Consider the following 14692-nt stretch of genomic DNA (forward strand, 5'->3'; position numbering starts at 1 on the left):
CCGGACCACGGGGGCGCTCGGCCGACACCGGCCGGGCGCCCCTTTCGGTACGCCCCGAAATGCCGCCCGGGAGGGCACCCCGCCGCAGGCCGGCCAGTTCTCCTGAAACAGACCCCAACCCCGCGGATCAGACAGGGAGGCGTGAAAGTCCGACTACTGGGTAATAGGGCGCGCGCATCAAATCCGGTGCCAACGTCGGACGAGGGGTGACGAGATGGACGGCGGCGGTCTGCGGCTCGACATGAACGGGCTGGACTACCTGATTCTCGCGCTGTACTTCGTCACCGTCCTCGGGGTCGGCTTCGCCGCCCGGCGGGCGATCCGTACCAGCGTCGACTTCTTCCTCTCCGGCCGCTCCCTACCGGCCTGGGTGACCGGCCTCGCCTTCGTCTCGGCGAACCTCGGGGCGCTGGAGATCATCGGTATGGCGGCCAACGGGGCCCAGTACGGCGTCATGACGGTCCACTACTACTGGATCGGCGCGGTGCCGGCGATGGTCTTCCTGGGCATCGTGATGATGCCCTTCTACTACGGCTCCAAGGTCCGCAGCGTCCCCGAGTACCTGCGGCTGCGCTTCAACCGACCGACCCACCTGCTGAACGCGCTGAGCTTCGCCGTCGCCCAGGTGCTGATCGCCGGCGTGAACCTCTACGCGTTGGCCCTGGTCATGCAGGCGCTGCTCGGCTGGCCGCTCTGGACGGCGATCGTGGTCGGCGCGGCGATCGTGCTGGCGTACATCACCATCGGTGGCCTGTCCGGGGCGATCTACAACGAGGTACTCCAGTTCTTCGTCATCCTGGCCGGCCTCATCCCGGTCACCGTGATCGGCCTGGTCAAGGTCGGCGGTGTGGGTGGGCTGATGGACGCGGTCCGCGACTCGAAGCTCGGCGAGGCGGGTCTGCACGCCTGGCAGGACACCGGCGGCACCGACAACCCCCTCGGCGCGCAGTGGATCGGCATCGTCTTCGGTCTCGGTTTCGTGCTGTCGTTCGGCTACTGGACGACGAACTTCGCCGAGGTGCAGCGCGCCCTGTCGGCCAAGAACATGAGCGCCGCCCGGCGTACGCCGATCATCGCCGCGTACCCGAAGCTCTTCATCCCTCTCGTGACGATCATTCCCGGTCTCGTCGCCCTGGTGACGGTGAAGGGGCTCGGCGCGGACAAGGGCGACCTGCAGTACAACAACGCCATCCCGCTGCTGATGCGGGACCTGCTGCCCAACGGCGTGCTCGGGGTGGCGGTGACCGGCCTGCTCGCGTCGTTCATGGCCGGCATGGCGGCCAACGTGAGCGGTTTCAACACCGTCTTCACCTACGACATCTGGCAGGCGTACGTCCGCCGCGGCCGGTCCGACGAGTACTACCTGCGGATCGGCCGGTGGGCGACCGTCGGCGCCGTCGTGATCGGCATCGGGACGGCGTTCATCGCGTCCGGGTTCAGCAACATCATGAACTACATCCAGGCGCTCTTCTCCCTGTTCAACGCGCCGCTGTTCGCCACCTTCATCATCGGCATGTTCTGGAAGCGGATGAGCGCGCTCGCGGGCTTCTGGTCGCTGCTGCTCGGCACCCTGGCATCGCTGGCGACGTACCTGCTCTACAAGGGCGGCGTGATCGACTTCAACTCCGACCTGGAGGAGAGCTTCTGGGGCGCCGGCATCGCGTTCGTCACCGTGGCGCTGGTCGCCGCCATCCTCACCCCGATCACCGCACCCAAGCGCGACGAGGAGCTGCGCGGGCTGGTCTACGGAATGGGCGGCGTCGACCTGAAGGGCGACGTGCTCGCCGGGGACGCCGTCTGGTACCGCTCACCGGTGCTGTTGGGCCTGATCGCGGTCGCGCTGGCCGCCCTCTTCTACATCCCGGTCTTCTAGGAAAGGAGTCGGCAGATGAGCAACGACGGCCAGCCGGCGCAGGACCCGTTGATCGACGAGACGCAGGCAGAGGAGCGGCGGTCCGCCGCCGCCCGTCTGTTCGACATCCGCCGGGTGATCGGTGGGCTCTTCGTGGCGTACGGAATCATCGTGACGCTGATCGGCATCTTCGACAGCCGGGCCGAGATCGACAAGGCCGAGGGCGTCCGCATCAACCTGTGGGCCGGCCTGGCGATGCTCGCCTTCGGACTGGTCATGCTGCTCTGGCAGTGGCTGCGGCCGGCGGAGGCGCCGTCCGCGAACGAGCCCCAGCCCGAACGCTGAATCCCGGCCCCTGACCGGCGCCGTCCACCCGGACGGCGCCGGCGTCGCGCATGGGCGCCCGCGCACGGGGTACGCGAGGGGGATCAGGCACCGTGTCGGACACAGGAGGCAGCACCATGACCGATCGCGACCGCCGACCGCCGCTGGAGGAGAGCCCGCAAACGGCCGCTGCGGTGGACGACGACAGCACCGTGCCGGAGCTGCGGACCGGGGGCGGCCCGGACCGGGACACGCCGACCTTCACCGAACCCCGCGGGCGGCAGCCGGACCTCGCCCCGGACACCGACGACCTGCTCGGCGACCCGTACGCGGCCGGAACCGGTGCGACCGGCACGGGCACCGGCGCGGGCGGCGACAACATCCGTACCGGGGCGGAGCAGCCCTGGGAACCGGAGGACCTGGTGATGGCCCGCGGACAGGACCTCACGCCGGAGAACCTGGAGAAGGCCCGACGCGACCTGGCCGAGCACGGCCGCGCGGCGATCGAGCGCACCGTGCCCTGACCTGGGACGGAAAAGGGGGGTCCCCGGCCCGACCATGCTGGTCGGACCGGGGACCCCGGGGAACCTGCCTCCGGCAGTGCCTCACCTACTGCCGGGGGCGGGTGGGTGCGGAGCTACCCGGTCAGAGCGCCGGGTAGGCGTTCTGCATCAGCTCCCGGAACTGGGCCGAGAACCACGCGCCGGAGATCGGCGCGTTCGGCAGCGCCCCGGTCGGGTTGTTGCCGTTGCGGGCGTTACCGCCGTACGTCGGGTCGCACATCCGGTCGAAGCCCTTGCCCTCGTTGTTCGGGATCTCCGCGCTGGAGCCGTCCGACTCACCCGGGGGCTTCACCCAGACGTAGGCGTCGATACCGGTCGCCGGGTTCGCCCGGGGCCGCTCGCCGAGACCCGCGCCCGCCTGGTTGCACCAGTTGCCGGCGTGGTAGCGACGGTCGATCCGACCACCGTTGACGTACGTGTCGACGCTGGTCGTCGCGCCCGGACCGGTGGGCCGGTTGGCGCCGCCCCAGCCGTTGCGGGAGGTGTCGATCAGCATGCCGATGTTGGAGTTGAAGCCGACCGAGATCAGCTTGGTCCGGAACGCCTGGGCGAAGGACAGCTCGTCGACGTAGTAGTTCCAGTCGACCCACTTGGACTGCCGCACCGTCTGGCCGTTGACGTTGTCGGTGATCTTGAAGTTCGGCTCCACCAGCGCCGAGTAGTTCGCGGTGTTGGTGATGAAGCCGTGCACGTTGTTGACCGTGCTGCCGGAGGCGACCGCGGCGGTCTTCAGGATGTCGGCGGTCGGGCCGAAGTTGCTGTCCCAACCGAGCCAGCCGTGGTGCCCGGCGTCGATGTAGTTGTAGACGTTGCCGATCGCGCCCAGCTTGGCGAGGGCGTAGCCGACACCGTTGACGTACGCGCCGTTGGCCTTGACCGTGTCACACATGACCGTGCCGCCGGCCTGACCGGAGGTGTTGGTCACCAGGTTCGGCAGCGAGTCGATCTCGATGACGTTGATGATCCGGATGTTCCGGTACTTCGAGTCGCTCTGGATCGCGGCGATCGGGTCGATGTACTCGGACTTGTACCGGGGCAGCTCGTCCGGGCCCAGCTCGCCGTTGGAGGCGAGCGCCGAGCAGTCGCGGCCGGGCAGGTTGTAGATCACGAACTGGATGTAACCGGCGCCCTGGCGCAGCGCCTCGTCCAGGTGGTCGCGCACCCCGAAGGCGCCGTTGGAGCTGCTGTTCGGCGTGCCGTTGATCGCGGCGATCCGGTCCAGCCACACGGCGGTGGGGTTGTTCGAGACGCGGCTACCGCCGGGCTCGGCGTCCGCCTTGGCCTTCCACTCCGGGTTCACGTAACCGGGCACACCGGCGTACGGGTTGTCGACCTTCACGCCGGGGGGCGGCGTGGTGGGCGGCGGCCCCGTGGTGGGCGGCGGGGTCGTGGGCGGAGGCGTGGTGGGAGGAGGCGTGGTCGGCGGGGGCGTGGTGGGCGGCGGGGTGGTCGGGTTGCCCGTGCCACCGTTGCAGACCACGCCGTTCAGGGTGAACGACGTCGGCTTGGGGTTGCTGCCGCTCCACGCGCCGTTGAACCCGAGGGTCGTCGACGCACCGGTGGCGAGGGTGCCGTTGTAGGACATGCTGCGGGCGGTGACCTGGCTGCCGGACTGGGTGTACGTGGCCGACCAGCCCTGCTGCACCCGCTGGCTCGAGTTGGGGAAGGTCCAGCCGAGCGTCCAGCCGTTGACCGGGTCGCCGAGGTTCTTGATGGTGATGTTGGCGGTGAAGCCACCCTGCCAGTCATTCGTCGCGTAGGCGACGTCGCACTGCGTCGCCGCCTGCGCCGCCGTGACCGGGATTGTCACCAGCCCGCCGGCGACCAGAACGCCCGCGCCGGCGAGCGCGAGGGTCCGGCGTGGGCCGGACAGCCTTCTCCACACATTCATGCCACTGATCTCCTTGGGCGAGACCGGGCCTCACGTACGGCCCGGCGAGACGGCCCGTCGGGCGTCCTGCACGGACGGCCTCCGGCGCCACGGGATTCTTTGGGGGGGTGCCCGACCCGGACGGGCGGTGGTGGTTGGTGGTGATTGGCCGGCGCACGGCCGACCGATCGGCGGCCGGTTGTCGTCCGGTGAACCGGATGCCCTCGACGCCCCGCCTGCGCGGTGTGGCTCCCCGAACCGCGTTCGCCGATTCTTGCATGGGAGCGCTTCCATGGCAATGGCTCGATGCGCGGTCCACCTCTAGTCGGACGATACCCCCGAGCGGCGCAGGTGGCACCAGCTGCCCGTTACGGGGCGAGCGCGTGCGGTAGCGCGCGGCGGGGCGGCAATGCCTCGCCCGGCCCGGCGGGGCGGTCAGCACCCGGGGCGACACAGCAAGCGAAGAAAGCCGCGTACCAGCCCTTCGGCTCTTACCACCAGCAAAGGTCAAAACGCGAATCTTTCACTTCATAGGTCATGAAAAGGTCTAACGTCGGTCTTAGCTCGGTTGTCGCCGAGCTCAGGACAACAGGGATGGAGTGACGCAGGTCATGGCTAAGAAGATGCTCGGGAAGGTCGTTGCGGGCGCCGCCCTCGGTGGCGCGTCCCTCCTGGTGTTCACGCCGGGGATCGCGTTCGCCGACGGGCACCACGACCAGGACGGCAAGGTCTACGCCAAGCCGCACATCGTGAAGGCCGGCGACGAGGTCAAGCTCCTCGAGATCTGCCCGGATCGGCAGGAGCACGCGTACGTGTGGTCCAAGGTCACCGGCAAGGTCAAGCTCAAGCCGGCGCGGGACGACCGGGGTGAGGACCGCGGCGAGTGGAGCGAGGAGGAGGACTCCTACGACCACGACGACAAGGGCAAGGACGAGCACGGCAAGGACGACGACAAGGGCAAGGACGAGCACGGCAAGGACGACAAGGGCAAGGACCACGAAGGCAAGGGCGACGAAGGCAAGGACGAGCACGGCAAGGACGACAAGGGCAAGGACGACGAGGGCAAGGGTGAGCACGGCGACGCCCAGCCCGGCGGCCAGGGCGGCGGCGCTGCCGCCGACGCCTACGAGGACGAGGACAGCAAGGACTGGAAGGGCGAGGAGCACGGCCAGGAGGGCCGGGACGACCAGGACAAGAAGGACTGGGAGTCCAAGGACGAAGACAAGAAGGACTGGGAGTCCAAGGACGAAGACAAGAAGGACTGGGAGTCCAAGGGTGACGAGTCCGAGGGCCGCGACTACGGCTCCGACGACGAGTACGGCTCCGACAAGGGCTGGGAGTCCAAGGGCCACGAGTCCAAGGGTGACGAGTCCGAGGGCCGCGACTACGGCTCCGACGACGAGTACGGCTCCGACAAGGGCTGGGAGTCCAAGGGCCACGAGTCCGAGAGCCGCGACTACGGCTCCGACGACGAGTACGGCTCCGACAAGGGCTGGGAGTCCAAGGGCCACGAGTCCGAGGACCGCGACTACGGCTCCGACCACGGTCGGGACGAGCGTGGCCGGGACGAGGAGCGCGAGTTCGTTTACTACGGCGAGGCCAAGGTCGACAAGGACGCCAAGCCGGGTCGCTACGAGCTCAAGGGCTCGTGCGGCGAGGGCGAACTGGTTGTCCTGCCCCACGGCGGGGTCGACGGTGGTGACGGCGGCGTCAGCACCGGCACCGACCGTGGCCTGGCCACCGGTGGCGCGAGCCTGCTGGGCGCCGCCGCGCTCGGCGGGATCGTGCTGATGCGTCGTCGGCGGACCGATGGTTCGCTCGCCTGACGTGACGGCGACACGGGCCGGCGGCCGTCACGGAAGACCGTGGCGTGCCGCCGGCGCGGCCGTCGTCGTCACCCTTGCCATGATCGGCGCTGGCATGATCGGAGCCTCCTTGCAGACCACGCCCGCTCCCCGACCCCCACAGCCGCTGGCCCAGGCCGGCCCCGAGGTCAGCGGATCGGCGGCGCCCGACAGCGACATCCCACCCGTCAACGGGGAAGCCGCGCCGGCCGGCCTCGCCCGGTCGGCCCCGACCACCATCGAGATCCCTCGGATCGGCGTCGACGCGACGCTCATGTCGCTGGGCACCAACCCGGACGGTACCGTCCAGGTCCCCCCGCTGGAGCAGGCCGACCAGGCCGGCTGGTACGAGCCGGGTCCGAGCCCCGGTGAGACCGGCAACGCGGTCATCGTCGGGCATGTGGACTCGGCCAAGCTCGGCCCGGCTGTCTTCTTCGACCTCGGCTCGCTCGTGCCCGGTGACACGATCACGGTGCGGCGGGCGGATGGCCAACCGGCGACGTTCCGGGTCGACTCGGTGAAGTCGTACCCGAAGACGTCCTTCCCCACCGAGCTGGTGTACGGGCCGAACGACAGGCCCGGCCTGCGGGTGGTCACCTGCGGCGGCCAGTTCGACCAGGCCGCCAAGAGCTACCCCGACAACATCGTCGTCTTCGCCACTCTGGCGGCGTGACCGCGACGAACGAAACGCGGTCCGGCCGGTCGGGGGTTCCCGACCGGCCGGACCGCGTCCGGCGTACCGACTCAGGCGGCGGCGGAGGTCCGCACCAGGGTGCGGATCTGGCGCAGCAGCACGGAGAGGGCGGCGAGATCCGCACGCGACTCGTCGAACTCCCCCATCGCCCGCTGGGCGCGGTGGATCGACGTGGCGTTCGACTGCTCCCACTGCTGCACCCGCTCGTGCGGCGGCAACTCGTCCGGGGTGGAGTCGAGCACCTCGGCGGTGAGCGCGGCCAACGCGGCGTACAGGTCGTAGCGCAGCGCCATCCGCGCGAGCGTCTGCCAGCGGTCCTCCCGCGGCAGCAGGGAGATCTTCGACAGCAGCGAGTCCACCCGGAACAGGTCGGAGAGCACGAAGTAGACCGAGGCCACCTCGCCGACGTCCCGTCCGCTGCGGGTCGCGGTCTCCACCACGTCCAGCAGGCCGAAGCTGTACATCAGCCGCGTCGCCCGCTCCGCCAGTTCGCGGGGCAGCCCACGCTCGGTCATCGAGTCGATGTGCGCCACGATGCCCTGCCGCTCACTGCCGTAGAACAGCTCCTCCATCCCCGGCAGCAGGCGAGCCACGCCGTCCCGCAGACGGGCGATCTCGGCGGGCACGTCGATCGGCGAGCGTCGGTTGGTGACCAGCCAGCGCACGGCTCGGTCGAGCAGCCGACGGGTGTCCAGGTAGACGCTGGTCTGCAACTCCGGCGAGACCTTGTTGTCCAGCGCCTCCACCGCGTCCCAGAGGTCACGCAGCCCGAACACCTCGCGGACCACCACGTACGCCCGGATCACGTCCGCGGCGCTGGCTGCGGTCTCCTCGACGACCCGGAAGACGAACGAGATGCCACCGCGGTTGATCGCCTCGTTGACCAGCACGGTGGTGACGATGTCGCGCCGCAGCCGGTGCCGGCCCATCCGGTCGGCGAACCGCTCGCGCATCGGCGTCGGGAAGTAGTTGACCAGGACCTCGGACGTCCACTCCTCGTCGGCCAGCCCGTCGGTGAGGATCTCCCGCTCGAGGACGATCTTCACGTACGCGAGCAGCACGGCGAACTCCGGCGCGGTCAGCCCGGACTCGCTGCGGACCGCCAGCTCCTCGTCCGGCGGCAGCGCCTCCAACGAGCGGTCCAACGCGCCGGACCGCTCCAACTCGTTGATCATCCGACGGTGCACCGGGAGCAGCGACGCCGCCTGGGCCTGGGCGTTGTTGATCGCCCGGGCCTGGTCGTAGTTGTCCCGCAGCACCAGCTCGGCGACCTCGTCGGTCATCCCGGCCAACAGCTCGTCCCGCTCGGCGGTGGTCAGCTCGCCGTCGGCCACCGCGGTGTTCAGCAGGATCTTGATGTTCACCTCGTGGTCGGAGGTGTCCACACCGGCCGCGTTGTCGATGAAGTCGGTGTAGATCCGACCACCGGTCAACGCGTACTCGATCCGACCGAGCTGGGTCCAGCCCAGGTTGCCGCCCTCGCCCGCCACGCGGCAGCGCAGGCTGCGCCCGTCCACCCGGATCGCGTCGTTGGACTTGTCGCCCACCTCGGCGTTCGTCTGGGTGGAGGCCTTGACGTACGTGCCGATGCCGCCGTTCCAGAAAAGGTCCACCGGAGCGGTGACGATCGCCTTCATCAGCTCCTGCGGCGACATCTGCGTGACGTCGTCGTCGAGGCCGATCGCCGCCCGGACCTGCGGCGTGATCGGAATCGACTTCGCGGTACGCGGGAAGATGCCGCCCCCGGCCGAGATCAGCTCCGGGTTGTAGTCCTCCCAGGAGGAGCGGGGCAGGTCGAAGATCCGCCGACGCTCCGCGTACGAGGTGGCGGCGTCCGGGTCGGGGTCCAGGAAGATGTGCCGGTGGTCGAACGCGGCCACCAACCGGATGTGCTCGGACAGCAGCATCCCGTTGCCGAACACGTCACCGGACATGTCGCCGACGCCCACCACCGTGAAGTCCTGGGTCTGGGTGTCCAGGCCCAGCTCCCGGAAGTGCCGCTTCACGGACTCCCAGGCGCCCCGGGCGGTGATGCCCATCTTCTTGTGGTCGTACCCGGCCGAACCGCCGGAGGCGAACGCGTCGCCCATCCAGAAGTTGTGCGCCAGCGAGATCTCGTTGGCGATGTCGGAGAACGTCGCCGTGCCCTTGTCGGCGGCGACCACCAGGTACGGGTCGTCGCCGTCGTGCCGGACCACGTCGTCGGGCGGCACGATCTGCCCGCTGACGATGTTGTCGGTGACGTCAAGCATCGCGCCGACGAACTCCTGGTAGCAGGCGACCGCCTCGTCCCGGTCCCCCGGCTTCTGCTTCAGCACGAAGCCGCCCTTGGCGCCCACCGGCACGATCACCGTGTTCTTCACCATCTGCGCCTTGACCAGGCCCAGAACCTCGGTCCGGAAGTCCTCCCGGCGGTCGGACCAGCGCAACCCGCCCCGGGCCACCGGCCCGAACCGCAGGTGCACGCCCTCGAACCGCGGCGAGTACACGAAGATCTCGAACTTCGGTCGGGGCGCCGGCAGGTCCGGGAGGGCCTGCGGGTCCAGCTTGAACGCCACGTACGCCTTCGGCCGCCCCCCGACCGGCTTCTGGTAGAAGCTGGTCCGCAGGGTCGCCTCGATCAACGTCAGGTACGAGCGCAGGATCCGGTCCTGGTCGAGGCTGGCGACGTCGTCCAGCGCGCCCCGGATCGTCTCCACCAGCTCGCCGCTGCGCTGCTGCCGCTGCTCGGCGCTCAGCTCACCCGGCGCGAACCGGGTCTCGAACAGCTCCACCAACAGGCTGGCGAGCTTCGGGTACGCGATGAAGGTCTGCTCCATGTAGTCCTGCGAGAAGACCGTGCCGGCCTGCCGCAGGTACTTCGCGTACGCCCGTAGCACCACGACCTGCCGCCAGGTCAGTCCGGCGCGCAGCACCAGCTCGTTGAACCGGTCCACTTCGGCCTCGCCGCGCCAGGCCGCCGCGAAGGCGTTCTCCACGTGCGGGCGGACCTCGGCCAGCTCGTGGTGCCCCTCGGGCAGCATCAGGCCGAAGTCGTACAGGTAGACCCGACCGTCGATCCGGTCCACCTCGTACGGGTGCTCGTCGACCACCCGTACACCGAGCGAGTGCAGCACGGGCAGCACGGCGGAGAGCATCATCGGCTCGCCGTACCGGTAGACCTTGAACCGCACGTTCATCTCATCGGGCAGGTCGGCGCCCGGCACGCGGGTGCCCGGGCGAGGCGCGAGCTGCTTGCGGAACAGGTGCATCTCGAGCTGGCCGGGTTCCTCCAGCAGCTCCAGCTTGGCCAGGTCCTTCATCGCCTCGTACGGCGTGTGCCCGTCCTTGTAGCCCTCCGGGAACGCGTCGGCGTACCGGGTGAACAGGTGCTTGGCCTGCTCGTCGCCGAGCTTGCGCTCCAGCACCAGCCGGTAGTCGTCGTCCCAGAGCCGGGTGGCGTCGGCCAACTCCTCGGCCAGCAGGTCGGCGTCGATCTCGCCGGGCGGCCGGGTCGGGTCGGTGCGGACGATGAAGTGGATCCGGGCGAGCATCGACTCGGTGACCCGGGTCGTGTAGTCCACCCCGACACCGTTCAGCTCGCGCAGCAGGATGTCCTGCATGCGCAGTCGGTTCTGCGTGGTGAACCGGTCGCGGGGCAGGTAGATCAGACAGGAGATGAAGCGCCCGTACGCGTCACGGCGCAGGAACACCCGCAGTTGCCGGCGGCCCGCCATCCGCAGCACGCCGATCACCGCGTGGTACAGGTCGTCGGTCTTGATCTGGAACAGCTCGTCGCGCGGGTAGGTCTCCAGGATCTGGAGCAGGTCCTTGCCGGAGTGGCTGCGCCGGCTCAGGCCGGAGCGGTCGAGCACCTCGGCGACCTTGCGGCGCACCACCGGCAACTCCCGGACGCTGGTCCGGTACGCGGCGGTGGAGAACAGCCCCAGGAAGCGTCGCTCGCCGATGACCTCGCCGGCCTCGTCGAAGATCTTGAAGCCGATGTAGTCCAGGTACGCCGAACGGTGCACGGTGGCCCGCGAGTTGGCCTTGGTGATGATCAGGAGGCGCTTCTCCAGCACCTTCTCGTGCGCCTCGTGCGTCATCGACGACAGCGACCGGGCTTCCGGGGAGTCCGAGCGAAGGATGCCCAGCCCGGTGCCGAGCACCGCTTCGAGGGCCTTGCCGTCCACCGGGTCGGCGGAGTTCCCGTCGGGGGCGTCGACCAGGCGGTACTCGCGGTAGCCGAGGAACGTGAAGTGGTCGTGCGCGAGCCAGCGCAGCAGCTCCACGGAGTCGGTGATGTCCTTCTCCGGCACCGGCGGGCGGTTGTCCGAGGTACGGGCCGAGGCCAACTCGTCGGCGAGCGCGAGAGCGCGCTGACGCATCTTCGGCCAGTCCTCCACGGCCTCCCGTACATCGGTGAGCACCCGTTGCAGCTCGCTGCGCAACCGGTCCCGCTCGGCCGCGTCCCGGACCGGGTCGATCTCGATCCGCATCCAGCTCTCGACGATGTCGCCGGCGATCGCGTCGTCCGGCTCCACGTCGGCCGAGACCTCGGTGAGGCGACCCAGGGGCTCACGCCGGACCACCACCAGCGGGTGCACCAGCAGGTGTACGTCCAGGTGGTACGAGTTGAGCAGCGCGGTCACCGAGTCGACCAGGAACGGCATGTCGTCGGTGACGATCTCGACGACGGTGTGGTGCTGGTCGGCGTGCGGCTCGTGGATGCGCAGTTTCAACTCGCCGGGCACCCGCTGCTGCGCGAGGTCCCGGTGGGCCCGGGCCGCGTCGAGCATCTCCTCCGCCGTGAAGCCGACCAGCTCCTCGTCCGGGGCGAACCGCCAGAAGCGACCGACCAGGGTCGCCGCGTCATGGTCGTCCCCGGCGAGCGCGACGGCCTGGGCCACCAGACGCTCCGCGTTGGGTACGGGCTCGTCGAGCTCCGCGTCCTCCACGTCGTCGGTCAACGCCTCAGTCGGCAGACCCAGATCGTAGATGGTGTCGATGCTCGACCCCGTCAGCCCTGTGACGCCGGTGTCGAGACGGCCGTAGCCGTCCCCGTCGGTCGCCGAATCGAAGCTGTCGTCGTCCCGGCCGGAGTCATCCGGTCGGAGGTCGGGTTCCGGTTTGATCGCCGGACGCCGGTCCATCGGTGCCACTCCCCTCGACCCACCGCGTTGTGGGTCACTCTGCCGCCCAGCCTATGCGTGCCGTCAGCCGCCTTCGTCGGCGGACCACCGGCCGGACGTCCGGATCGGGACTTTGTCCTTTCACCCGTTGCGGGTCCGAGGTTGGCCGGTTGCGGGATACCCCGCCGCGCGATGTTCATCACACCGGCCCGGTCCGTCTTTCCTGAACGTTCAGGGCTTCACCGGACGTTGGGGACAGCGTTCGCGTACTACGGTGCAGAGCAGCACGAGATCGGAAGGACCGCTTCATGACCTTGTCCTACCCCCGCCCAAACCGGCCGAACCGCGCACGGCGGGTAGCCGCGCTCACCGCGTCCCTGCTCACCGCCGGTGTGCTGGCGGCGTGCTCCGGAGACGACGGGCCGGAAGGCAGCGTCGACGCCTTCCTCGCCGGGTGGCGCAGCGGCGACCTGCAGACGGTCGCGATGGTCGACTCGACCGGCGCGAAGATACCGGCGGCCGAGGTGAGCAAGGAGATCAAGGAGCTGTCCGGCGACCTGGCCGCCACCCCGCCCGCCCTGACCCGGCAGGGCGAACCGAAGATCACCAAGAACATCGCGACCACCACTGTCCGGGTGGACTGGACGCTGCCGGGTCAGACCCACTGGACGTACGACCGGGAGCTGCGGCTCGTCCAGGGCGACGACGACCAGTGGCAGGTGATGTGGGAGCCGCGGGTCCTCCACGAGCAGCTCACCAAGGGCGACCGGCTGGGGCTGCGCCGCGACGCCGGCTCCCGCGCCGGAGTGCTGGACGCGGCCGGCAAACCGATCGTGTCGCCGCGCCCGGTGGTCCGGGTGGGCGTGCAACCCAGCCAGGTCACCGACATCAAGAAGCTGGTGAAGGACCTCGACGCGGCTTTCAAGGCGATCCGTCCGGCCCTGGTGCCCGGCGTCGACCTGGCCGACCTGCCCAAGCGGGTCGCCGAGGCTGATCCGGGCGCGTTCGTCGAGGTGGTGACCCTGCGCGAGGAAGCGTACAAGCAGATCAAACCTCGCATCTACGACCTGCCCGGCACCAAGTTCAACTCCGACAAGCTCGATCTGGCACCGACCCGGGAGTTCGCCCGCGCGCTGCTCGGCAGCGTCGACCAGGCGCAGGCCGACGACCTCGCCGCCCACCCCGACAGGTACGTCACCGGCGACCTCGTCGGTCACGGCGGGTTGCAGGGCCAGTACGACGAGCGGTTGCGTGGTGGTCCCGGGCTGACGGTCCTGGTCGAGCGGCCCGCCGAGGACGGCAAGTTGGCGCCCACCGGCACCGAGCTGTTCCGCCGCGAACCGCAGCCGGGCCAGGCGCTGAAGACCACCCTGGACGTGGCCACCCAGAACGCGGCCGACGGGGCACTGCGCGCGGAGCCGCACCGTGCCGCGCTGGTCGCGGTACGGGTCAGCGACGGCGCGGTGCTCGCCGCCGCGAACGGTCCCGGCTCGGCCGGCGAGAATCTGGCCTTCACCGCGCAGGTGCCGCCGGGGTCCACCTTCAAAATGGTGAGCGCGCTGGGCCTGCTCGACCGGGGCGCGGTCACGCTGGACGGCCGGGTGGAGTGCAAGAAGACCTTCACCGTCGACGGTCGGTCCTTCAAGAACTCGAACAACTTCGAGTTGGGCTCGGTGCCGTTCCGCACCGACTTCGCGAAGTCCTGCAACACGGCCTTCGCCTCGCTGGCACCGAAGCTCGGCGGTGACGGGCTGGCTGCGGCCGGCCGGTCCCTGGGGCTGGAAGGTCAGTGGGACCTGGGCGTGGACTCCTTCACCGGCAAGGTGTCGACCGGCGGCAGCCCGGCCGAGCAGGCGGCCGCGTCGTTCGGCCAGGGCACCACGCTGGTCAGTCCTCTGGCCATGGCCGGCGCCACGGCGGCCGTCGCCCGGGGCCGCTTCGAGCAGCCGAAACTGCTGGTCGACCCGGCGCCGGCCAAGCCGGCTCCGGCCGGTGAGCAGCTCAAGCCCGAGTCCGTCACGGCGCTGCGCACGATGATGCGCGAGGTGGTCACCGCGGGCACCGCCAGCGCGCTCAAGGACGTGCCGGGCGGCGAGGTGTACGGCAAGACCGGCACCGCCGAGTTCGACGACAACCCGGCCCACACGCACGCCTGGTTCGTGGGCTGGCGGGGTGACGTCGCGTTCGCCGTGTTCGTGGAGAACGGCGGCTCCAGCACCGATACGGCCGTCCCGATCGCCGAACGCTTCCTGCGCGCCCTCCGAACCCCCTGACCCCCTCCCCCACCCCGGACCCTCCCACCCCCGCCGCCCTCGGTGATCAAGAGATTCGCGTCAGGTTCGAGCCGAATCATGACGCGAACCTCTTGATCACCAGAGGAGCGGACCGGCGGCGGAGGGTCCGGGCTGGGGTGGGGTTAGGCGGTGTCGGTTTC

Annotated in this window: 8 protein-coding genes; 6 read left to right on the top strand and 2 right to left on the bottom strand. The window is 69.8% G+C overall.

Annotated elements, in window-relative coordinates:
* Positions 1 to 214: 214 nt before the first annotated feature.
* From ACTFTM_RS26440 to ACTFTM_RS26450, 3 genes are all read left to right on the top strand, one after another.
* Positions 215 to 1873 (top strand): sodium:solute symporter family protein, encoded by a 1659-nt coding sequence (locus tag ACTFTM_RS26440; RefSeq protein WP_449563116.1) that lies wholly within the window; start codon positions 215 to 217, stop codon positions 1871 to 1873.
* Between the two features lie 15 nt (positions 1874 to 1888).
* On the top strand, positions 1889 to 2197 hold the full coding sequence (locus ACTFTM_RS26445) for a hypothetical protein (protein ID WP_449563117.1): 309 nt from the start codon (positions 1889 to 1891) through the stop codon (positions 2195 to 2197).
* Between the two features lie 116 nt (positions 2198 to 2313).
* Positions 2314 to 2700, top strand: a complete 387-nt coding sequence (locus ACTFTM_RS26450; protein ID WP_449563118.1) for a hypothetical protein — start codon at positions 2314 to 2316, stop codon at positions 2698 to 2700.
* A gap of 121 nt (positions 2701 to 2821) precedes the next feature.
* Here the strand turns inward: ACTFTM_RS26450 and ACTFTM_RS26455 are convergent, their stop codons facing one another.
* The gene (locus ACTFTM_RS26455; RefSeq protein WP_449563119.1) at positions 2822 to 4630 is read right to left on the bottom strand and encodes a glycoside hydrolase family 6 protein; all 1809 of its coding nucleotides are present in this window, start codon (positions 4628 to 4630) and stop codon (positions 2822 to 2824) included.
* Between the two features lie 590 nt (positions 4631 to 5220).
* Between ACTFTM_RS26455 and ACTFTM_RS26460 the strand changes: the two genes are divergently transcribed.
* Both ACTFTM_RS26460 and ACTFTM_RS26465 read left to right on the top strand, forming a co-directional pair.
* Positions 5221 to 6435, top strand: coding sequence for a hypothetical protein (locus tag ACTFTM_RS26460; protein ID WP_449563120.1), 1215 nt, complete (start codon positions 5221 to 5223; stop codon positions 6433 to 6435).
* Position 6436: 1 nt separating this feature from the next.
* Positions 6437 to 7126: a class F sortase gene (locus ACTFTM_RS26465; protein WP_449563121.1), complete on the top strand. Its 690-nt coding sequence runs from the start codon at positions 6437 to 6439 to the stop codon at positions 7124 to 7126.
* 71 nt (positions 7127 to 7197) lie between these two features.
* Here the strand turns inward: ACTFTM_RS26465 and ACTFTM_RS26470 are convergent, their stop codons facing one another.
* Positions 7198 to 12279 carry an NAD-glutamate dehydrogenase gene (locus tag ACTFTM_RS26470; protein WP_449563122.1) on the bottom strand — a complete coding sequence of 1694 codons (5082 nt, stop codon included), beginning with the start codon at positions 12277 to 12279 and terminating at the stop codon, positions 7198 to 7200.
* Between the two features lie 287 nt (positions 12280 to 12566).
* On the opposite strand from ACTFTM_RS26470, the gene ACTFTM_RS26475 reads away from it, so the two are divergent.
* A complete protein-coding gene (locus ACTFTM_RS26475; protein ID WP_449563123.1) occupies positions 12567 to 14531 on the top strand; it encodes a penicillin-binding transpeptidase domain-containing protein in 1965 nt (654 codons plus the stop codon).
* Positions 14532 to 14692 lie beyond the last annotated feature (161 nt).

It is taken from the genome of Micromonospora sp. RB23, from assembly GCF_053585025.1.

Excerpts from the sequence above, each read along its gene's own strand:
- ACTFTM_RS26440 (WP_449563116.1), top strand. The coding sequence starts at position 215 with ATGGACGGCGGCGGTCTGCGGCTCGACATGAACGGGCTGGACTACCTG.
- ACTFTM_RS26445 (WP_449563117.1), top strand. The coding sequence starts at position 1,889 with ATGAGCAACGACGGCCAGCCGGCGCAGGACCCGTTGATCGACGAGACG.
- ACTFTM_RS26450 (WP_449563118.1), top strand. The coding sequence starts at position 2,314 with ATGACCGATCGCGACCGCCGACCGCCGCTGGAGGAGAGCCCGCAAACG.
- ACTFTM_RS26455 (WP_449563119.1), bottom strand. The coding sequence starts at position 4,630 with ATGAATGTGTGGAGAAGGCTGTCCGGCCCACGCCGGACCCTCGCGCTC.
- ACTFTM_RS26460 (WP_449563120.1), top strand. The coding sequence starts at position 5,221 with ATGGCTAAGAAGATGCTCGGGAAGGTCGTTGCGGGCGCCGCCCTCGGT.
- ACTFTM_RS26470 (WP_449563122.1), bottom strand. The coding sequence starts at position 12,279 with ATGGACCGGCGTCCGGCGATCAAACCGGAACCCGACCTCCGACCGGAT.
- ACTFTM_RS26475 (WP_449563123.1), top strand. The coding sequence starts at position 12,567 with ATGACCTTGTCCTACCCCCGCCCAAACCGGCCGAACCGCGCACGGCGG.